18 protein-coding genes and 1 pseudogene are annotated in these 21,351 nt (G+C 62.1%); 4 read left to right on the plus strand and 15 right to left on the minus strand.

What is annotated here, in order from left to right:
* Positions 1–200: 200 nt before the first annotated feature.
* Complete coding sequence (locus tag ACEN9O_RS28375) at positions 201–842, plus strand: TetR/AcrR family transcriptional regulator (RefSeq protein ID WP_495615131.1); 642 nt, start codon at positions 201–203, stop codon at positions 840–842.
* Positions 820–1,275, plus strand: coding sequence for a hypothetical protein (locus tag ACEN9O_RS28380; protein WP_495615132.1), 456 nt, complete (start codon positions 820–822; stop codon positions 1,273–1,275). The genes ACEN9O_RS28375 and ACEN9O_RS28380 overlap by 23 nt, the downstream gene beginning before the upstream one ends.
* Positions 1,276–1,681: 406 nt before the next feature.
* Here ACEN9O_RS28380 and ACEN9O_RS28385 read toward each other — a convergent pair whose 3' ends face one another.
* A complete protein-coding gene (locus tag ACEN9O_RS28385; RefSeq protein WP_495615133.1) occupies positions 1,682–4,099 on the minus strand; it encodes a TonB-dependent receptor in 2,418 nt (805 codons plus the stop codon).
* Between the two features lie 103 nt (positions 4,100–4,202).
* On the opposite strand from ACEN9O_RS28385, the gene ACEN9O_RS28390 reads away from it, so the two are divergent.
* The gene (locus ACEN9O_RS28390) at positions 4,203–5,270 is read left to right on the plus strand and encodes a GlxA family transcriptional regulator (RefSeq protein WP_495615134.1); all 1,068 of its coding nucleotides are present in this window, start codon (positions 4,203–4,205) and stop codon (positions 5,268–5,270) included.
* 207 nt (positions 5,271–5,477) lie between these two features.
* Here the strand turns inward: ACEN9O_RS28390 and ACEN9O_RS28395 are convergent, their stop codons facing one another.
* The gene (locus tag ACEN9O_RS28395) at positions 5,478–5,636 is read right to left on the minus strand and encodes a PEP-CTERM sorting domain-containing protein (protein WP_495615135.1); all 159 of its coding nucleotides are present in this window, start codon (positions 5,634–5,636) and stop codon (positions 5,478–5,480) included.
* A 114-nt stretch (positions 5,637–5,750) separates the two neighbouring features.
* Complete coding sequence (locus ACEN9O_RS28400) at positions 5,751–6,287, minus strand: IS66 family transposase (protein ID WP_495615136.1); 537 nt, start codon at positions 6,285–6,287, stop codon at positions 5,751–5,753.
* Positions 6,288–6,315: 28 nt separating this feature from the next.
* Between ACEN9O_RS28400 and ACEN9O_RS28405 the strand changes: the two are divergent.
* Positions 6,316–6,828: pseudogene (locus ACEN9O_RS28405) on the plus strand (IS66 family transposase); the annotation flags it as partial.
* Positions 6,829–7,367: 539 nt separating this feature from the next.
* On the opposite strand, the gene ACEN9O_RS28410 reads toward ACEN9O_RS28405, so the two are convergent.
* From ACEN9O_RS28410 to ACEN9O_RS28465, 12 genes are all read right to left on the minus strand, one after another.
* A complete protein-coding gene (locus tag ACEN9O_RS28410; RefSeq protein ID WP_495615137.1) occupies positions 7,368–8,261 on the minus strand; it encodes a nidogen-like domain-containing protein in 894 nt (297 codons plus the stop codon).
* Between the two features lie 314 nt (positions 8,262–8,575).
* Positions 8,576–8,836, minus strand: a complete 261-nt coding sequence (tnpB, locus tag ACEN9O_RS28415) for an IS66 family insertion sequence element accessory protein TnpB (RefSeq protein ID WP_495615138.1) — start codon at positions 8,834–8,836, stop codon at positions 8,576–8,578.
* On the minus strand, positions 8,833–9,123 hold the full coding sequence (gene tnpA, locus ACEN9O_RS28420) for an IS66 family insertion sequence element accessory protein TnpA (RefSeq protein ID WP_495615139.1): 291 nt from the start codon (positions 9,121–9,123) through the stop codon (positions 8,833–8,835). Before tnpA ends, tnpB begins: the two co-directional genes overlap by 4 nt.
* Positions 9,124–9,279: 156 nt before the next feature.
* Positions 9,280–10,116, minus strand: coding sequence for an MFS transporter (locus ACEN9O_RS28425; RefSeq protein ID WP_495615140.1), 837 nt, complete (start codon positions 10,114–10,116; stop codon positions 9,280–9,282).
* 11 nt (positions 10,117–10,127) lie between these two features.
* Positions 10,128–10,655 (minus strand): MFS transporter, encoded by a 528-nt coding sequence (locus tag ACEN9O_RS28430; protein WP_495615141.1) that lies wholly within the window; start codon positions 10,653–10,655, stop codon positions 10,128–10,130.
* 14 nt (positions 10,656–10,669) lie between these two features.
* Positions 10,670–11,158, minus strand: coding sequence for a carbohydrate kinase family protein (locus ACEN9O_RS28435; RefSeq protein ID WP_495615142.1), 489 nt, complete (start codon positions 11,156–11,158; stop codon positions 10,670–10,672).
* 2 nt (positions 11,159–11,160) lie between these two features.
* Positions 11,161–11,457 carry a PfkB family carbohydrate kinase gene (locus ACEN9O_RS28440; RefSeq protein WP_495615143.1) on the minus strand — a complete coding sequence of 99 codons (297 nt, stop codon included), beginning with the start codon at positions 11,455–11,457 and terminating at the stop codon, positions 11,161–11,163.
* Positions 11,458–11,670: 213 nt separating this feature from the next.
* On the minus strand, positions 11,671–13,599 hold the full coding sequence (locus tag ACEN9O_RS28445; protein WP_495615144.1) for a sialate O-acetylesterase: 1,929 nt from the start codon (positions 13,597–13,599) through the stop codon (positions 11,671–11,673).
* 10 nt (positions 13,600–13,609) lie between these two features.
* Positions 13,610–15,214 (minus strand): alpha-L-fucosidase, encoded by a 1,605-nt coding sequence (locus tag ACEN9O_RS28450; RefSeq protein WP_495615145.1) that lies wholly within the window; start codon positions 15,212–15,214, stop codon positions 13,610–13,612.
* Between the two features lie 78 nt (positions 15,215–15,292).
* Positions 15,293–17,860 carry a glycoside hydrolase family 31 protein gene (locus ACEN9O_RS28455; RefSeq protein ID WP_495615146.1) on the minus strand — a complete coding sequence of 856 codons (2,568 nt, stop codon included), beginning with the start codon at positions 17,858–17,860 and terminating at the stop codon, positions 15,293–15,295.
* Between the two features lie 109 nt (positions 17,861–17,969).
* A complete protein-coding gene (locus ACEN9O_RS28460) occupies positions 17,970–19,577 on the minus strand; it encodes a rhamnogalacturonidase (protein WP_495615147.1) in 1,608 nt (535 codons plus the stop codon).
* A 114-nt stretch (positions 19,578–19,691) separates the two neighbouring features.
* Positions 19,692–21,350, minus strand: a complete 1,659-nt coding sequence (locus ACEN9O_RS28465) for an alpha-L-fucosidase (protein ID WP_495615148.1) — start codon at positions 21,348–21,350, stop codon at positions 19,692–19,694.
* Position 21,351: the final 1 nt, after the last annotated feature.

Genomic DNA, 21,351 nt, shown 5'->3' on the forward strand with positions numbered 1-21,351 from the left:
CTTTAGATTGAAGTCATAGTGATTTCGGGAAATTACTTGACGACTTATAACAAACAGTCTAATCTGTTTTTTAAATAGGAGGCGAGAACAAAATACGGGGTGGACAATTTGGTGGATACGACTGAGAGGTGCATGAAATCATGCTAATGGGGCACAATATGTGTTTCTTACCAACGAAGAGAATAAAGATGGAAAACCCGATGAGCCAGCCAGCCGGTCGCCGCAGCCAAGCCGAGCGTAGCAACGAAACACGCCGGCGTCTGAATGAGGCGACCCTGGACCTGCTGTGCGAAGTGGGATATGAGCGAATTTCGACTCAACTGATTGCAGCACGCGCACAAGTGTCTCGGGGAGCGCAAACACATCACTTTCCGACCAAGAACGATCTATTGGTCGGGGCGATGCAGCAGCTTCTGAGGGCGTGGAGCAGTGAATTGCAAGCCTTGCTGCAAGTATTGTCGGCGTCGTCAGGGCTGGAAACGTGCATCCGCCATTTGTGGCGGGCTGTGTTCGGCCAACCCCGCTATATCGCCGTGCTTGAATTGATGCTGGCCGCGCGTGGCGATCCGGCCCTGCGCGCGGCGTTGCAAACCGAACTGGCCGACTGGACCGCGGTGCGCGACGCCGTGTTCCGCAAGACCGTGGGCGAAAAACTCGACGCGGAACGCACGACGCTGTTTTTGCAACTCAATCTGTGCATGCTGCGAGGCATGGCCGTCCATGCCAGCTTCAACCAGGACAACGCGCTGAATGAGCACCTGCTGGAAGCCTGGATCGCGATAGCGATCCGCCAGTTCACGGAATTGCAACACAACGAGCATGCGTCAGGCGCGCCGGGATAAGATCCCGGCTGACCACCTGAGCCTGCAATTCAATCTCAGGTTCCAACACCACTTTTTGTTGACCGACATGTCCTTCTCCCCAGTACTGCCCTTCCAAGCACTGTATGCGCTATGCGGATTCGCTTACAACGCGCACAGCTTTGGGCGTACCGTTCGCGGCCAAAACGCATTGACGTCAACCCCTCCCGCTATGGGGATGGGCGTCATGGCGGCCTATGCCTTGGCACTGCTACCGGGCATCTATGGCCCGCTCTGGGCCTACCGATGCCTGATGGCGCTCGCGCTGGTCGTCCTGGGATACGGCGGCGTGCTCAAGCACTTGCGCCAACGCCGCCGTATCGCTTTGTCGCATCAATCGATTACCGCTTGGCATCTGGCGCTCGGCATCAATCTATATGGGCTGCTCGTGAATTTCCTGTCCTTCATCATATAAAAAAACATTCCGCTATCACTGGAGCTTGCTGAAGTCTGGACCGGCTTCAGGCAACTACTCCCTATTTCGACTTGCCCCGTGCCACGCGCTATGGGATCATGCTCTAACCCAGGTAACAGGCAGTTGGCCAGGCCTGTATTTGGCGCTGTCTGGCGAAGGAAGAGCATGAATATTGACATCAATGGCAAAGGCTCCTCATCGTGATTTTCGTAATGGCTGGCGTAACGCGCGCCGCGCGCCGGGGCGGCATTCCTGTCATGCCATTCGGCCCTTTCTACGAGCGGAGCCAGTCCTTCATGCCACTGCGTGCTATCTCGGCGGGGATAGCCGCAGCGGCCTTGATCAGAGCACTATGAGGACAGGCGCAATATATTCCGCGGCATCACTGCCGGCTGCGCTCCCGTCCTCATTGCAGATCGCCATGCAGTTCCAGTGCAATCACGCGCGGCTTGTTAACATAGGCATACGGCGAACCTACCGCAGAACCCAGCGTGCTGATGGAAACGTATTGCTTGTTGGTCAGGTTGTTCACCACCAGCCCCACGCCCCAATGACCGGACGGTGCAGTCCAGCCCAGGCGCGCATCGACCCGCTCGCGCGCGGCGCCTGCGCCGACGTCGTTGGTGCGCAGACAGATACCTTGTCTGCGGGTGTCGTCATTGCAGCGCTTCTCTCCCGTGTAGCCGTACATCAGGTTGAAATCACCCTTGCCGCTCAGGACCGCCCACTTGGCCGCTACCCCGGCCGAAGCACTCAGGAACGGCGCACCGGCGGACTGGCCGTCCAGCGTCACGCCGCTCGGCGCCAGATAGTGATCATAGGTCTGGTCCAAATACTCCAGGGAACCGGTCAAACGCCACGTACGGTTCAGCTTCCATTGCGCCTCCAGGTCGATGCCGGTGGCTTTCTGGTCGCTGTTGACTACTTGATAGCTGGGGAGGCCGGTATTAGTGCTGGCTGGAACCAGCGTCAGGCTTTGCAGATTGGTGTACTTGTACTGGAACAGCGACGCACCGAAGGACAAGCCCAGCGCGCGCAGCTGGCCCTTGATCCCGAGCTCGATGTTGGTCACCAGTTCTTGGTCATAATGGCCGTTCACGCCTACCGCGTCGAATCCGCCGGCCTGGTAGCCCTTGCTCCAGGAAGCGAACACCATGGTGTCTGGATTCAGATGCCAGTCCAGCACAACACGCGGGCTGAAGTTGTTCCAGCTGCGCGACGAGGCGAATGGCGCGGTGGCCGAGGCCTGGTTATTGAATTGGATGTTATTCGCCGTCACGCCTTGCAGCAGAGCAGCCTGCTGGGCGCTCAGCTGCTTCAGCGCCACCAGGGTGTTGAAGAAGTTGAGCTGTCGGAGCGCAGCCAGTTGCGCATCCAGCGCGCTGGCCGTGCGTGCCGGGTTGTACCAGCTGAAGGACTTCTGGTCATGGGTATAGCGCCCCCCGAGCGTCAGGTTGGTATCGCTGCTGGCATGCCAGATCACGTCGCCGTAGATAGCGTAGGCGCGGTTGTCGGCGCGATCGATCACGCCCTCGGTCCAGGGCTGGCCCATCAGGCTAACGCCTTGCAGCGCGCCGCTGCCGGTGGCTTTGCCCACACCCTGCGCCAGCGCCGTCAGCGTGGCGTACGGCGCGATGCCGGCTGCGGCCTTGATGATGGTGTCGAGCGACGTGGTGGTGACATTCACGTTTTCCGATTCGGTGGCGCGTTCGCGGAAGGCGCTAACGCCAGTCACCCAGTCCAGCGCGCCAGTCTGGCCACTGAGCTTGAACTCTTGCTGCCAAGTGGCGTTCGATTCGACGTTGTCGGTTACCATGTAGGCGGCGGGATTGGAGGAGCCGTCGCTGTCCTGCCAGTTCCGCGCGTTGAAGTGGCGGTAGGCGGTGGTACTGCTCAGGGTGGCGAAGGACAGCGGATGCTCCACCCGAAAGGTGACGCCGTCGAAAGTGCGCGACTGCACATCTGGCGCAGCGTCGTTGCTCAGTGGCTGCTTGAGCGGATCGGTCCAAGTGGAGGGCGAACCGAAATTGATCTTGCCGCCGGTAACAGAGAACACTGGTGGCGCCGCCTGACGCATGACCTCGTGCTCCCAACTGACGGTGGCGGTAGTGGTGTCGCCCTGCCAGCGCAGTGCGGCGCGCAGACCTCGGTCGCCGTCGTCGCCCAGACGGGTGCTGTCATAAGTGTTGTGGGCCCAGCCGTTGTCTTGCTGGCTGACGGCGGAAATGCGCAGTGCCATGCTGTCGCTGAGCGGCGTGTTGTACAGCGCTTCCACGTGCCTGGTGCCGATATTGCCGACGCGCACCAGCCCGCTGGCCTCCACGTTCTGGTTGGGATCGTTGGTGACGATGGAAATAGCACCAGCTGCCGCGTTGCGGCCGAACAGCGTGCCTTGCGGGCCCTTCAGCACTTCGATGCGCTTGACGTCGTTAAAGCTCAGCATCGAGCCACCGGTCTTGCCAGTGTAGACGCCGTCGGTGTAGATGCCAACCGGCGAATCGGTGCCGATACCAAAATCCTCGGTGCCCACGCCACGCAGGTAGATCGCGGGGCGGGTCGGCTGCTTGACATCGATCGCCAAGCCTGGCACGAAGGCGGCGACCTCGCCCAGGTTAGTGATGCCCACGTCCTTCAAGGCGGCGCCCGACATCGTCTGTACGGCAATCGGTACGTTCTGGATTTGCTGGCTGCGACTTTGGGCCGTCACGACGACGACCTGGCTGTCCTGCGCGTAGCTCGCAGTGGTGGCAATGCTGGCCATGCTGGCCAGCGCCAGATTGACGGCACTGGCACTCAAGCGCAAAGGCAGCCGTTGTTGATTCATTCTCATTCTTCTCTCCCGTTAATGTGTCGCAGACGTGCCGGCGATTGCTGGCTGAAACCCATTCTAGGATTAGCCCTTCTCTTAAGATAGGACCGATCCCGCCATGATGATGACCAATCCCGCCACAGCCATTCCCGCCCTGCATGTCCAAGTGCTGTGCCTGCCCGAGGCAATGCTGGGAACAGTGCTCAGCGCGATCGACGTGCTACAACTGGCCAATATGGTTATGAAGTTGCGAAATCGCCACACGGTCCCATCCCTGTCATGGTCGATGCTGGTACCGGAAGGAAGCCCGCCTATATTTACCGAGGGCGCCATGGCCAGCATGTGTTCCACGTCCCCGACGGAGGAACCCACACCACCACGCACCGTGTTGGTTGTGCCTGCGGTGTACGCGACCAATGCGCCGGAACTCCCCCTGCTGGCACGGCGCTATCCCGATGTGCTGGGGCGGATTAGCACCCATGTGGAACAGGGTGGTGCGGTAGCGGCGTGTTGCACGGGGCTGATCTTTGCGTCCGAAACCGGCTTGCTGCGCGGAGCCCGGCTGGATGCGCACTGGGCCTTCAAACCCACTTTCGTCCGCACGGTACCGGAGTGCGACTTCTCAGGCACCGACTCCGTTAGCGTGAACGGGCGGCTGTTTACCTGCGTCGCCCCGACCGAACAAACTGAACTCATGATCACCGTACTACGCCATCTATACGATGCAGAAGTGGCGGACAGCTGCGCACGCATCATGCAGGTGCAAACGGAGCGTCAACAGGTGGGCAATGTGCAAATGGCGAAGAATTGGCAGCCACTGACGGCGGACAGCCCGGTGTACCGCGCCAAGCTTTGGCTGGAGATGAATGTCGGACAACCTTACGATTTGAAGGCGCTGGCAGCAGTGGCCGCGTCCAGTGAACGCACTTTGCTGCGTCATTTCAAAATCGTGCTGGGCGTGACCCCGCTCAACTATCTGCAAGATCTGCGCATGCAGCGCGCCAGGATCATGCTAGAGATCAGCATTGACAGCATGCAAACCATCGCCCAAGTCTGCGGCTACGCCAACGCCAGCACCTTCGGTAAGCTGTTCCGACGTGCCATGGGCTTGAGTCCCGGCGAATACCGTAAGCAGCATACTTTCCGCACTAAGCGCTCACACTGGCGAGTCGGCTTGGAGACGTAGGCCACCGGGGGGCTTTTGCTCTTAGGCGCCAGTACGCGACGGACACCCGCATAGAAACGCAGGACGGCCGCCAGGCCGGCCTGCGCGCGCTGCTCAAGCCCCATGTCGAAGACGGCCAGCCGCCGCCGTCCACCACAGCGCGGGGAAGCGCTGCGGTCGCAGCCCTCCCCGCCTTGGCCGGTCGGTCGAAATCGCGCCCGCGCCAGGTTACCGACGGCGACGACGCGCCGCCACGACGACGGACAAGCCGCTCAACAGCAGCGCCAGCGAGCCTGGCTCGGGAACGGCGCTTGCGCTTGCCACATTGATGTTGTCGAGTTCGTTGAAAGCGCCAGAGCCCAGACGCAGTTCGCTGATACCGTTCAACCTCGTATCCCAAGTGCCCCAGTCCCGCAGCACGCCGGCCGGTTTGCCATCGACCGACAGCGCGCTCGCGTCCGTGTAGTGTAAGCGTTCAGCGGCACCACCTATGCGGAGGTCTTAGGACTGCGTAGAGTTTGGGAACGGCAGCAAGGAATCAATCTGGCTGTTGGGACACGTCGGGAGACGTTCCAATACACTGGCCAGCCAATGCAGTGGATCGAGTCCATTGAGCTTGGCGGTGCTCAGCAAGGTTTGGATCGCTGCAGCGCGGCGGCCAGCGCGTGCGGAGCCCGCCAAGAGCCAGTTCTTTTTGCCGATGGCGATGGGGCGTATCGCGTTCTCGACCGCGTTGTTGTCGATTGGCAGCGTACCGGAGTCGGCATAGCGCACCAATGCCGGCCAGCGCTTGAGCGCATGTTCGACGGCCCTGCCGGTACCGCTGCCGGTGGCCACGGTACGTTGTGCCGCCAGCAGCCGGGCGTGTAGCTCGGCCAGCGCCGGCTTGGCGTGTTGCTGCCGCAGTTGCAGACGATCTGCTGGCGCCAGGTTGGCAGCCTGCTGTTCGACCGCATAGAGTGCCGCGATGCGCCGCAGCGCTTCGGCGGCGATCGGGCTGCCGTTGGCGGCATGCAGTTCGAAGAACTTGCGGCGCACGTGCGCCTTATGTTGAGCTCAACATAAGGCGCATGCCCACCGTACGTTCTACGACTTGCACGCAACGCGTCCATCGGCGTTAACCACCGAGGCGCTGCGCCGCATCGGCGAACTGTATGCGATTGAGGAAGGCATACGAGGCAAACCGCCTGATGAGCGGTGCACCGCTCGTCAGCAGCGTGCCAGACTACTGCTCGACGACTTCGAACGCTGGCCGCACACCATGCTCGCCACGCTGTCGCGCAAATCCAATACGGCGGCGGCCATCCTTTACTCGCTCAAGCTTTGGCCAGCGCTGACGCGCTACTGCGACGATGGCCGCATCGAGATCGACAACTCCGCCGCCGAGCGGGCTTTGCGACGCGTGGCCCTGGGTCGTCGCGACTTCCTGTTTGCAGGGGCCGACAGTGGCGGCGAACGCGCTGCCGCCATGTATGGGCTGATCGGAACGGCAAAGCTTAATGGTGTCGCCCCCGAAGCTTGGCTACGCTACGTGCTGACCCATATCGCTGTAAAACAGCGTGGTGAATTTTCCAGTTAAGTGAAAATTCAGCGCACTGGAAACATTTTCTGATCCAGTGACAGCAAGGCTTCCTGCCATTCTCACTGGAAAATTCTCGTGCTGATGACTGGAAAATTAGTGACGCTGTTTGACAGCAGGGAGGATGGCTAGATGATTATCAGCTCTGGATGCAAATCAACACGGAAAGGTCAGTTCGCGTCCGATGGTGCCGCCGACATGTCGTTTGCCGAGCAATTTTACGCTGGTGCGACAGGTCCGTCCCGCGTAGCCTGGGGGAGCAGCGTACCAGCGAAAACTCGTTCTTGGTTGATCAATGCGACAGAACTGGCGCTCAATACGACGACTGCCCAAGTCGCGCTGGCTTAGCTGCTCGGACGCGCAGAAGTCGCCACCGTCATCGTCGGCGCCAATTCCGAAAAGCAACTTGCGGACAACCTACAGGCCGCAGAGCTGATATTGCTGCCGGAGTTAGGCGAGCGACTCGACAGATTTCGCAACCGGAAGTGCCCTATCCCACTGGATATAGCGCGGCCATGACAGGCACCGGGTCTGACGAATTATGGGTTCTTTTTCCCACCGAGACGGCCGCTGAGCACCAATGCCAGCGCCCCGAGTGACAACATTCCGAGCTCCCCCGGTTCTGGAACTGGAGAGGGGGCGGGTTGTCCGGTCGCCACCAGGAACGCCTCTCTTCCAGGGACGGATGGTATCGTAAGACTCATCATATTGAGCGCGTAGGCATTGCCATTAAGCAAGCCCAGTGTTCCGCTACCCGGCGCATCGTAATGCAGGCCCTTGCTGCCCGTTCCGTCGGAGAAGCCAACCGAGCCCGGTATCGCCGAGGCTGCCCCGGTGACCCACTGGATAGACTGTTCGTTAAACATGATCTCAAAGGCGCCCGGCACCGAGTTGTTTTTGATGAGCAACAGCTGGAAAGTGTCGAGCTCACTTGGGCCGTCTCCAACATAGTTACTATAGTTATCATAATATCCATAGGGGCTAACGTTACTCCAAGTTACGCCAAATGCATGGGCATTCGTGTAGGCTGGTACGCCCAGCAAGCCAGATGCGCCGGTGTAAAGACCCTGCCCATAGGTGACATTACCCTGATACTTTGTGTAAACGTAGTTTGACCGTATCTGTACGGTGCGGCTTGTATCGACGTCAGCAAACAGAGGAGCGATGATCGGCGCTCCGACATGCTGCAACATGGAGGTCGGAGCATACCCCGCGTTTGCCGCGCCAAAAGTGACGTTGCCGTTGTTATTGACGTATACCGACGAAAAGCTCTGGCCATTGAAATCAATGCTGAATCCGAGGTCTTGAGCCGTGCTTGAACAATCGTCACAGTGCGCCAACGTCGAGCTGTTGAAACCGGAAAGGACAGGCGCGGCGGCGGCACTGAAGCTCCCCACCAACGAAACAAGAGTGACGACGATTGCTTTTTTCATGGGAAGCCCTTAGCTTTAATACTATTTTGAAAGTTAAATTAACAACTTATCATTATAATTTCTATCAAAATATTTCGCTAGCAATCCCCATATTTTTTAACACTTGTTGTTTTTGCGACTGTCTGTTGGTAAGGGGCTCATTCGCGGCCTCAGCATTGAGAGCATGGGATATCGACTTGAACGGCTTTGAACCGAGCTTTGCCAATCGGCTCCTTGGTTAACAGAGCCGGCTTACAACTGCCATGCCGCCGGTGGCGGTGCCGACAGTCGTTGCCAGTCCACACCCGCAACCAGCCATTGCCATTGCTCGGCGCTCAATTGCCAGCTGGTTTCGCCCGGTTACGGCCACACGAACTCCCCCGGTGCAGGCGCCGCACGCACATCCACACACCGTTGCCGTCCCAGCAAACTACTTTCAAGCGCGTGTGGCGACGGTTGCTGAACACGTAGGCCGTGCCATCGCAGGGGGCTTTGCCCAGCGCCTGCTGCACATGCAACGACAGACGGTCGATGCCGGCGCGAATATCGACCGGCATGGTGGCCAGCCAGACCGCATCTGCCCGCAGCTCCGTCACAGGCTGCGCAGGAGCTCGGCCAGCCAGCTCGGTGGTATTGCTGCGGGTAATTCGAGCGACCAGTCTCGTGCCGTAAGCTTGATCGTCCCATGCGCCTGAACTGGCTTGACCATTACCGGAATTAAAGTCGGCGTCTTCTCCGGCATACCCAGCAAGCGCTTCTTCCAATATGCGATCTGGCGCGGCGGCCAACCCTGATGCAGCGCGAAGCCACGCATCGATTGGCCGCTGGCCTTCCACATCGCTATGCGCTCCGCCCACAAGGCTTCCTTGTCTTTCTCCGTCATTCCGATCTCCGGTAGAAAACTCGGAGTATCCATGTGCTTAAGATGAAATCACAGGTGGGACGGCTGGTCGCTTACCGTGTAGTAGTCGAAGCTAACGCTCATGCTGCCGAGCCTGACCGGGTGCCGCCTAGTAGGGCGAAGAGAAATTTCCCACAATTACTCCTTGTTGTAAGGTCGCTGAGCAGACGCTCGAGGCGCCTTAAGCCGAACCGTGAGTACCGCGAACGCGGCGCAGATCATCAGGCCACCGGCGAGCCTGATTACGTTTTCCGGATTCCCGGCCAGCCAACAGCGGTAGTACAAGGGCAACGTAAAAATCTGAATGATCATCGGAATCACGATGAACATGTTGAAGATCCCCATGTAGACGCCGGTGCGCTCGGGCGGGACACAACCCGCCAGCATCACATAGGGATTGCCCATGATGCTGGCCCACGCCAGGCCTATGCCCACCATTGGCTGCAACAGCAGCAGCGGCGTATGGATCAATGGGATGCATAGCATGCCGATGCCGGCCAGTGTCAGGCAGGCGCTGTGGGTGACCTTGGGACCATAGCGCCGCGTGAACGGCAACAACGCTAGCGCGCCGACAAAGGCCACGCCGTTGTAGAAGGCGCCCACCTGCCCGGTCAGCAGTCCGGCATCGCGGAAGCCTTGCGAGGCAGGGTCGGTGGTGCCATAGAGGGTGGTTGACAGCGACAGCATGATGTACTGCCAATAACAGAACATCGCATACCACTGGAACAGCTTGACCAGCGCCAACTGCTTCATGGTGGGCGGCATCTCGCGCACTGCGAGCACAATATCGCCCAGCGTGTGGCGCAAGCCTGCCGGCCGCGCGCGGATCTCGGCCAGCTCCTCATCGGTGAGCGGATGTTCCGGCGTGGTCTTCAGGCTCCACAGCACCGAGGCGATCGAGAACACGGCACCGATCAGGAACGCCACGATGACGATGTGCGGAATATGGCTGCCGTTGACGGCATCCTTGTTCATGCCGTCCCACATCAGCAGCGACGTGTCAGGTAGGCCAACGTTTGCCCCAAGCCGGTGAAGGCGCTCTGCGTCAGGAAGCCAAGCGAGTGCTGGCGCGGTGCCAGCTTGTCGCTGACGAAGGCGCGGTAGGGTTCCATGGTGACGTTGTTGGCCGCGTCCAGTATCCACAGCAAACTGGCCGCCATCCATAGCGTGGGACTGAACGGCATCGCCAGCAGGCCAAGGCTGCACAGGATGGCGCCGACCAGGAAATACGGCGTGCGCCGGCCCCAGCGCGTGACGGTACGGTCGCTCATGGCGCCGATCAGCGGCTGCACCAGCAGGCCGGTCATCGGTCCCGCCAGCCACAGGTAGGGCAAGCTGGCTTCGTCGGCGCCCAGGTATTTGTAGATCGGGCTCATACTGCTCTGCTGCAGACCGAAACTGAACTGGATGCCGAAGAAGCCGATATTCATATTGACGATCTGCCAGAACGACAGGTGCGGCTTGACCGGCCGCACGGTTTCACGGGCAAGCGATGTTGCGGGCGAGGGAGACATGGCGCGCTCCGTTCTCAAGGCAGCACGCGGCCGGCTTGCCAGCTTGCGATCCAAGGTTGATAGAAGGCGGTATCGGCCGGCACCGCGCCGGAGATGCCGCAGATCGCACCGGCGAAGGCATTGGCGCGGGCCAGTGTCAACGGCAGCGGCCAGCCCTGCGCCTGGCCATGCAGGAACACGGCGGAGAAAGCATCGCCAGCGCCTACGGTATCGACGATGCGGACCGGCGCGTGGCATTCGTGATTGGCGGTGACCGTGCCGTCGGCGCCAAAGTGCAATGCGCCGCGCTCACCCAGCGTGACGATCAGGCCTTGCAGCGAGAAGATGTGCATCAGGTTGAAGCAGGCATCCTTCATCTCGCCGCAGTCCAGCCACCTGCTGCCGGGCTTGGTGTGGGTATACCAGCTGAACAGGTCCTTCGGTTCGTCTTCGTTGACCTTGACGATATCGGCCAGGTGCAGCGACTCGTGGGCCACGCGCTCGGTGAGCTGGCCGTCGCGCACATTCAGGTCGTGGCCGGAGGCGATTCCCGCAGCGCGGCCAGGGCAGGATTGGCGTCGATATAATCATAGGCCTGGTCAGGCAGGATGATGAAGCGGTGGCCGCCGTCGTTGCGCTCGACCACGACACGGCCAGTGGCTTCCTGCGGATCGATCTGCAGCCCGGCTTTGCTCATGCCGAAGCGGTCGAATTCGCCACGCAGCAGCGCGCCGTTCTTGTCGTCGCCGAGGCGCGTGATCATCAGCATGGCCTCGCCGAACGCGGCCAGGTTGCGGGCTACGTTGAATGGCGCGCCACCCATCACTTGGGCGGCGCGATGCCGTTGTTGCCGGTCTGGGCGCCAAACCGAAGGCTGCCATCGGGATTTTTTCCGAGAACGGGGACGTGGACACCACCCCAACGGCTGCCATGCAGGGCGTGCAGCACAGCCCCGGCCGGATCGCGCCAGCTCGCCACCCATTCCTTCGAGGTGGCATCGGTGGCCAGACCATTCAGGGTGGCTGTGCTTGCCTGCTTACAGTTCGATCTCGAACGGCGCAGCAGGCAAGTCCTCAGCGCTGTACAGATTCACATAGGGCGCATCGGCCCAGGCGTAGCGGACCCGCGTCGTGCCTGGCAGGTTGGCCCCTTTCAGCGTCACCGTGTCGCCTTGTGCCACCGCCAGCACATACCGGCAAGCCGCGCCGGCACAGGCTTCGAAACCGATCGCATGGCCGGCGCTGTAGGTGCGCAAGCCCCCGCCGGTGTTTTTGAATGTGACCACCAGGTCGTCCCCTGCCCGCGCCACGCCAGTCGCTTCCGGCCCCCCCGGCGCGATCGCTTCGCCGTAGGCCTGCGCGCGCGCCGCGCGGGCCAGGCGTGCGCCGACCACGGCTTTCTGCGCGGGATGAATGTCGCTGCGGTCGCCCACGTCGATCGTCACGATCAGCGCGGCATGCGGATCGCTGCGCACCGTCTTGGCCTGGGCTTCGCGCAACTGCGCCCAGTTCGATGGCCCGGGCTTGGTCGCGACCGCACCGAACGAGGACAACTGGACGACGAGGAAGGGCAATTCCGGCTGGCCGAGAGTCTTGCGCCAGTCGGCGATCAGCAGCGGCAGCAAGGTCTCGTATTCACTTGCGGCGTCGGTGTTGGCCTCGCCCTGGTACCAGGCCGCCAGTTTGAATTTGTAGCCGGCCAGCGGCGCGATCATCGCGTTGTGGAGCGTCGACAGGCTGACCGGCACTTGCCACGGCGCGGCCGGGATAGCCAAGCCCTTCGCGCGCATGCCCAGCTGGTATTTCCACGGCGCGGACAGGGCAATGAACTGCCCGTCGCTGGTCTTGACGCCGCGCTGTTCCGGCAACCCGGTCAGCCCGCCCCCCCCAAGAACATGGACGGCGATCACGTTGCGGCCCGGCTTGAACACGCCGGCGGGCACGGGATAGTCGCGCCCCATCCACGCAATGGTCCCGCCGCCCACGCGCACGCCGTTGACCCAGGTGCTGTCGTAGGTGTCGATGGGACCGAGCTGGAGGACGTTGGCCGCGCGCGCCTGCGCCTCGCTCAGCGTCACGCTGGTGCGGAACCAGGCGGCGCCGTCGAAGTCCGCCAAGGCGGCGACGCCGGCATCCTTCCACGATCCCTTCGGCGCCAGACTCGGCCACGCGGCGTCGTCGAAGCCCGGCGAGCTCCAGGCGCGCTGCGCCTTGGCCTGCGGGTCATGCGCGTCCCACCATTGCTCGTGGCGGCCCGCTTCGTTGGCCATGCCCCTGGTGGGATCCGACGCCATCAGCGCCAGCGCCTCGACCCGCTCTGCGTAGGCCGGCAGAGTTTTCAGCGATTGCGCGCCGATCCAGCCCTGGATCGTGGTACCACCCCAGTCCGACCCGATGAAGCCGACCGGCACTTTCTGCTGCTGCTGCAGTGCGCGCGCCATGTAGTAGCACGCCGCAGGGGCTTCGCCGACGGCCTTGGGCGTGACCACGTTCCATGCCGCGGGCCGCTTCAAGTCCTGCTGGACGGCAAGTTCGCTGATGCGTTCAATATTGACGAAACGCATGTCCGGATTGGCGGGAAAAGCCGGCCACGCGCCCGTCGACAGGCGCAACGGAAACTCCATGTTCGACTGGCCGCCGCACAGATAGACGTCGCCGACCATGATGTCCTTGAGCGTCGTGGCAGCGCCGGCGCCGCTGACCGACAGCGTGTAGGGTCCACCGGCCGCCATCGCCGGCATGCTCGCCCGCCAGCGGCCCTGTGCGTCGGCCTTGGCCTCGGCGGTGTTGCCGCCAAGGCGCACCGTCACGCCGAGTCCGGGGGCCGCCGTGCCCCACACGGTCAAAGCTTCGCCGCGCTGCAGCACGGCATGGTCGGCGAAGATGCCGGCAAATGCCGGCGGCGCCGGCTGCGCCAGCACCGGGGTTGCCAGCAATGCGGCAAGCACGAAGGCTGCGGTGTTCATGCCATTCTCCTCAAGAAATTTTTAAGGCGCTGGCGTAAGCCAGAGCGGGGATGTCGGCCGGCAGCGTGACCTGCAAGCCGTGTGCGGTTTGTTCGAACGCCAGCGCACGCTTGACACCGAGCAGCTCGACCCGCTGGATGCGTCCGGCCAGGTGGGCACTGGCGCTGCCCATGGCCGCGATCGACACCGTGCCCGATGCCGGCCAGCCCATGACGAAGGCGAACACGGTCTTGCCCTTGGCGGTGAAGCGCACATCGGCCGCGGAGAACGACCTGCCCTTGTCTTCGGTGAAGCTTGCGCCCGTCTTCGGCGTGGCAGCATCCAGCGCCACCGGCCCTTCTCCGTACACGGCCCAGGGGCGGGTGTCGTAGATGGCTTCACCGTTGACCGCCATCCAGCGCCCGATTTCCTCGACGATGGCACGCTCCTGCTCATCAATGGTGCCATTGCCGCGCACCGGCACGCTCAGCAGCAGGTTGCCGTTCTTGCTGACCACGTCGATCAGCGTATGCACCACCGCCTGCGCGCTCTTGTAGCCCCTGCGCTGGTACAGCGGCCGGTCGTAGTGCCAGCTGCCGATGCAGGTGCAGGTCTGCCATGGCAGCGGCTCGATCTGGTGGCTCCGGCCGCGCTCGATGTCCCACACCATGCTGTGGCGCTGTTGTTCATTGAGGATTTTGCCGTTGACCACGGCCTCGTTCCTGCCCTTCCTGGCGATGCTGCGGTTATACATGTGTGCCGTCAGGCGCAAGCCGGCGTCGCTAAACGGGAACAAGGGCAGCACGGCATCGTCGAAATACACCATGTCCGGATCATAGTTGTCGATCAGGTCGCGCGTACGGTTGAAGAATTTATTGCAGTAGGCCTGGTCCGGAATGGCGACGCCCCGAGCATGGTTTTGCGCGTACAGCGCCTGCGGATCCATACCTTCCCACCACGTGCCTTTGCCGTCGGCGCGGGTCAACTTGCCATCATAGGCGACGCCGGCGTAGGGACCGCTCTTGTCGGCGCCCTGTGCATCCTCGAACCAGGTCCAGGTACGCGCCGCATGCACGCTCACGCCGAAACGCATGCCGTTGGCGCGCGCAGCCCGGCTCCAGCCGCCGATCAAGTCCTTGCCCGGACCGACCTTGGTGGAATTCCACTCCGGCTGGTAGCGGCTGTTGTACAGGTCGAGGTTATCATGATGGTTGGCCAGCGCCATGAAGTACTTGGCCCCGGCCTTCTTGTACAGGGCCAGCAATTCGTCCGGATCCCAGCGATCCGCCTTCCATTGCTTGATCACATCCTTGAAGCCGAACTTGGATGGGTGGCCGTACTTCGCCACATGATAGCGGTAGTGATCGCTGCCTTCTTCGTACATGCCGCGCGCATACCAGTCGCCGTGTTCCGCTTCGCACTGCGGGCCCCAGTGGGCCCAGATACCGAACTTGGCGTTGCGGAACCAGTCGGGCGTCTGGTAGGTCGACAACGAATCCCAGGTCGGCGCGAACGGGCCGGTCGCGATCGTTCCCGTGCCCGTTTGCGTCAGCGCTTCGGCGGCGCGCGCATAAGGCGACAGGGCGGCCGCTGGAATCGCCGCGCCCAAATGCTTCAGTAATTGCCGTCGTTTCAAAATCACTCCTGTGTGTATCGTCACTTCAAAATCACGTTCAGACCGCTGGCGGCGGTTCGCGCCTTGTGCTGCACATATTCAATACGAGCAAGGCGCACACAAGGCATCGAGGACGACCGTCCGGCCATCGTAACTGACCATCTTCGCCGCCCCGCCTGCCGGTTCCGCACCGCGGCCATCCGCGCGGCCGACGACAACGACCTTGAACCGGCGCGTTTCCTTCATTCCCGGATAACGGCCCTGGCGCCGGAAAATCGTCAGCTTGCGCGCCGCGTCATCCCAGCGCATGCGCGTGAGCGCATACTCGCCACGCTCATACCCCCAGCCGTCACCGGCATCTTCGTAGTAGGTGTACTCGCCGTCCGCACCGGGATAGACCCGCAGCTCGATCACCGGGTCCATGTCTTCCGATGAAAACTGCATCACCGGTCCCATGGGGATCACGCTGCCGGCGCGAACATGAAGCGGCATGCGCCCGATCGGTGCGTCCACCATAACGGTCCTGCCCCCCGCAAGCCGGCGCCCTGTCCAGAAGTCGATCCATGTCCCCTTCGGCAGATAGACCTCGCGCGTTTTGTCCTTCCCTGCCAGCGGCGCCGACTGCACGCCGTAGTACATCGGCTCGAGCACGGGGCTGACCATCATGCCCTCTCCGAACAGCATTTGCGACTTCAGGTCGTGGGTGCGCGGATCGTCCGGGAAGGCGAAGGCCACCGGGCGGATGAAGGATGCGCCATGCAGATGCACCAGTCCGGCCAGCGAATAAATATGTGGCAGGAGCCGGTATCGCAGCTCAATAGACTGCAGGATGGCATCGTAAAACGGCGTGCCCGGCTCACCGAAATGCCAGGGCTCGCGCGGGGTGTCGGTCCCGTGGCTGCGGAACATGGGAAGAAACACCCCCAGTTGCAGCCAGCGCGTGTACAGCTCGCGGTAGCCCAGGTCGTCCACGCCGCCGGCATAGTCGCCATCCCAGAACCATTGCTCCTTGCGCTTGACAAAAAATCCGCCTATGTCGACGGTGACATAGGGGGTGCCCGACGCGCTGCCACTCTGAAGCGCGGCCATTTGCTGCACGAGTACCGGCCACTTCGCCGAAATATCGCCGGTCCACACCACGGCACCGACCGCCTGGCTTCCCGCATACCCTGATCGCGTCAGGTTGACCAGCCGCTTGTTCGGCACGGTCTTGCGCCAGTTGCGATAAAGACTTTGCGAATCGGCCAGTGCGTAGGCATTCATGAACTGCGCGCCGACGGTATCGGCCAGGACGCGGATATTCACGTCATCGGCATCCTGGGCGCGCTTGGCGCCTCCCCAGTCGGCGATGGCCGGCTCGGTCGAATCGCACCACCATGCATCGATGCCGTGGCGACCCAGGTACTGCCAGACATTGTCGAAATACAGATCGCCTGCCTTGCGCTGAAAGAAATCGACGTATTCGGTGCCCGCCAGGGTGTACCCCTGGTCCTTCAAGGCCCGGCCGGGCGGATCGAGCGGACTCGGATTCGGCCAGATCGAGATCATCACTTTCGCATGCATGTCATGGACGGCCTTTGTCATCGCCCCGATATCCGGATAGCGCGCCGCATCCGGCACAAAGCTGCCCCAGCGGCCATCGGCCCAGTAGTTCCAGTCCTGGACCATGACGTCCATCGGGATCTTCCGGTCGCGGAACTGCTTCGCCGTATCGATCAATTCCTGCTGCGTTACATAGCGCTCCTTCGATTGAATGTAGCCGAAGGCCCATTTGGGCAGCATGGTGGCGCCGCCCGTCAGCTGACGGTAGCCTGCGATCGCGCCGTCCATGGAGCCGCCAAGTACGAAGTAGTAATCCAGCTCGTCGACGACGTCGCTGCTCACCGATGCACCATCCTTGCCGTCGCTGAAGGTGAGCAGGCTGTAGGTATCGAACAGCAGGCCGTAGCCCCGGGTGGAAACGAGGAATGGGACGACGACACGCAAATTGTGCTGGTACAGGCGCTTGCTCTTGCCGCGCAGGTTCAGGTCGCCGGTTTCATCGAAACCCAGCCCGTAGAGCGCTTCCTGGTCGCCGAATCTGAAACGCGCGGTCGCCTTCCAGGCATCGCGGTCCTTCTTATGCACATAGGCGCCAACCAGTTGGCGCTCGCCATCGACTGTTTTGACGGTCTTGACCGTGGCGGGATCTGGCACGGACTTGATGACCTCCACAGGTTCGAACGCCCGCGGGCTTGTGTTGGACTCTTCCAGCAGCAGCGCGCCATTCGGCCCCCAGAAAGAAATGGAACCGGTGACCTGATCGAGCTTGACCGACATGCGGGCCGATTGCAGGGTGAGCGTGCTGGCGGCATGGTGCGTCTTGATCGGGCCCGGTTTGGCGGCGATGTCGACACGCATCAGGCTGGCGCCCTTTGACCAGCCGGGATTGCGGGTGGCCGTCACGCGCACGATCTGGTCTGTCACGAAGTCGATGCGCAACAGCGTTTTTTCAAGCGTGCATTCGATTCCTGACCCCGTATTTTTCCATCCATTTACCGCGTTCGGACTGCCCGCTCTGCCGGGATCCCGGATACTGTTTTTCTCGGCGGCGATGCCATAGGGGAACATGGCCAGGGCTGGGATCGAGGCGGCCAGACGGGTGAGGAGATTTCTGCGTTGATTCATGGGTCATTCCAGAAAGTGGATTTTTATCTTTAAACGGTCGGTGCCTCGATGCGCCGGCCAGCGGCAACCAGCGCTGGCCGGCCGCGAGTCCCTCTGTCGTCCACCGTGTCTACAATGTCAGCGCATCCACACGCCCCGTGACCTCGCGGTCCGGCATGCCGCGCACATCCTTGGTGGAGAACTGGCTGACCCCGCGCAGCGCGAACAGCGCCGCCCCGCCCTGCCCGCGCTGCAGATTGACGGCATGGAAGCTGGCATCGCTGACATCGTCCAGCACGACCGCGGTTCGCCCCTCGGGCTGGACGTAGCCGACCTTGACGTGATGAACCTCGATGGCCTTCACGTGACGCAGGTAAAACGCATACGCCGGCGCCTTGCCGAACATGCCTGGCTCCGGATACCCATCGGGAAGTTCGGGCAGCACCAGCGCGCTCCAGGCCGCATCCCCGCCGCCCTGCGTTTCTATCTGCACATTGCTGATGCGAATATCCTCGATCGGATGCCCCGGCAGCCCGGCGATGGTGCTGGCGTGATTGCGGTACGCACCGGAGACGACAATATTGCTGATATTGATGCGCTTGATGGTGCCCACCGGCGGCTTATTCGGTCCGCGCAGGCGCGCGCCCAGGCGGATGAAGATCGGATCGTTCACCACATTGCGCATGGTGATGTTGGAAATCGTCACGTCCTCGATGTGCGAACCGTCCACGCTCTCGATCGCCAGGCCGCGGCATGTGTCGAAAATGCAGTTCGTGATGGTGATGTTCTTGAAGTCGCCATTCGATTCGGTGCCCAGCTTGATGCGGCCGTATAGCCCCGAGCGGTAATCCGGCGCACTGCGCTTGAACGTGCCATCCAGCAGGCTGCCCTCGTCGAAATTTCCCGATACCATGCAATCGGAGATGGTGACGTTTTCGCAGTGCTGGATGCGGCCCAGGCCGTAGCTGGCCTTGAGGCAAATCGCATCGTCCCACGGCGTATTCAGGCTGCAATTGGTGACGCGCACATTGCTGCACGCGTCAATATCCATGCCGTCGCGGTTGGTGTCGATGGTCAAGTGGTCGATCAGCATATTGGAGCAGCCGGTCGCCAGTATGCCGAAATGGCCGCCATGCAAGATCGAAAAATCGCGCAAGGTCACGTTGCGGCACTCGCGCAGCGCGATCGCCTTGTCGCCTTCGCCGGGCTGATCCGGCTTGTCCGTGTAGTTGCCGGTGTACTTGTCGTGGCCGCTATTCAAGCCTTTGCCATGGATTAAGCCGCCGCCCACGATGGCCACGTGGTCCAGACCGATACCCCAGATCAGGCTGTTTTGCCAGTGGCTGTGGCCGTAGTCCTGATAGTTGCCGCCGGCCTCGTTCGGCTCGGGCAGGTCGTAGCGCGCCACGCTCGCGTCAACCGCTTCGATCACCGCGCCCGCTTCCAGGTAGAGCGTGATGTTGCTCTTGAGCCTGATCGATGCCGACAGGTAGCGCCCCGGCGGAAAATACACGGTGCCCCCGCCCGCGGCCGCCGCGGCAGCAATGGCAGCATTGACCGCCGGCGAGTCGAGCGTGCGGCCGTCGCCCTTGGCGCCGAAGCGCTTGACATCGAACAGCGAGCTGGTTGGTATGGGCGGCGCCGCCAGCGCGCACACCGGCAGCGCGGCAGCGAGCGCAACGGCCCGTGCCAGGAAATGTCGGCGTGTCGGTAGCGAGGTAAATTTCTTCAATGCCATGGGATCGCACAGATAATTATTCATAGGGGTACAGACTTCTAGTAACGGCCCATCTGCACCGTCAGGACGGTGGGATGGGCGGCAAGTTCAAATGCCACGTTCAAATCTTTCTTCTTAAGAAATTTTCAAGACATTGGCGTAAGCCAGAGCGGGCATATCGGCCGGCAGTGTGACCTGCAAGCCCTGTGCGGTTTGTTCGAACGCCAGCGCACGCTTGGCACCGAGCAGCTCGACCCGCCGGATGGGGCCCGGCAGGTGCGCACCGGCGCTGCCCATGGCCGCGATCGACACCGTGCCCGATGCCGGCCAGCCCATGACGAAGGCGAACACGGTCTTGCCCTTGGCGGTGAAGCGCACATCGGCCGCCGAGAACGCCTTGCCCTTGCCCTCGTTGAAACCAGCGCCCGACATCGGCGTGGCCCCCTCCAGCGCCACCGGCCCTTCCCCGTACACGGCCCAGGGCCGGGTGTCATAGATGGCCTCGCCGTTGACCGCCATCCAGCGCCCGATTTCCTCGACGATGGCGCGCTCCTGCTCGTCGATGCTGCCGTTGCCGCGCACCGGCACGCTCAGCAGCAGGTTGCCGTTCTTGCTGACCACGTCGATCAGCGTATGCACCACCGTCTGTGCGCTCTTGTAGCTCTTGCGCTCGTACAGCGAGCGATCGTAGTGCCAGTTGCCGATGCAGGTGCAGGTCTGCCATGGCAAGGGCTCGATCCGGTGGCTCTGGCCGCGCTCGATGTCCCACACCATGCTGCGGCGCTGCTGTTCATTGAGGATCTTGCCGTTGACCACGGCCTCGTTCCTGCCTTTGCTGGCGATGCTGCGATTGTACATGTGCGCGGTCAGGCGCAGGCCGACGTCGCTGAACGGCCAAAGGGGCAGCACGGTATCGTCGAAATACACCATGTCCGGGTCGTAGTTGTCGATCAGGTCGCGCGTGCGGTTGAAGAACTTGTCGCAGTAGGCCTTGTCCGGAATGGCCGCGCCGCCGCCCCAGTGCCACTGCTCGCTCCACACGCCGCCATTGCCGCCGTTCTTGCTCAGCGGATGGTTTTGCGCGTACAGCGCCTTCGGATCCATTCCTTCCCACCAGGTGCCCTTGCCATCGGCCCGGGTCAGATTGCCGTCGTAGGGAATGCCGGCATAGGGGCCCTTCTTGTCGGCGCCCTGCGCCGTCTCGTACCAGGTCCAGGCGTGCGCCGCGTGCACGCTCACGCCGAAGCGCATGCCGTTGGCGCGCGCCGCGCGGCGCCAGCCGCCGATCAAGTCCTTCCCCGGACCGACCTTGGTGGAATTCCACTCCGGCTGGTAGCGGCTGTCGTACAGGTCGAGATTGTCATGGTGGTTGGCCAGCGCCATGAAGTACTTCGCCCCGGCTTTCTTGTACAAGGCCAGCAGGGCGTCCGGATCCCAGCGCTCCGCCTTCCACTGGTGGATCACATCCTTGAAGCCGACCTTGGACGGGTGGCCGTACTTCGCCACATGGTAGCGATAGTGATCGCTGCCCTCCTCGTACAAACCGCGCGCATACCAGTCGCCGTGCTCCGCTTCGCACTGCGGCCCCCAGTGCGCCCAGATGCCGAACTTGGCGTTGCGGAACCAGTCCGGCGTCTGGTAGGTCGACAGCGAATCCCAGGTCGGCGCGAACGGGCCGGCCGCGATCGTCCGGGTGCCGGATTGCGTCAGCGCGTCGGCGGCGCGCGCATAAGGCGACAGGGCGAAGGCGGGAATGGCCCCGCCCAGATGCTTCAATAATTGTCGTCGTTTCAAA

The organism is Duganella sp. Dugasp78, from assembly GCF_059491455.1.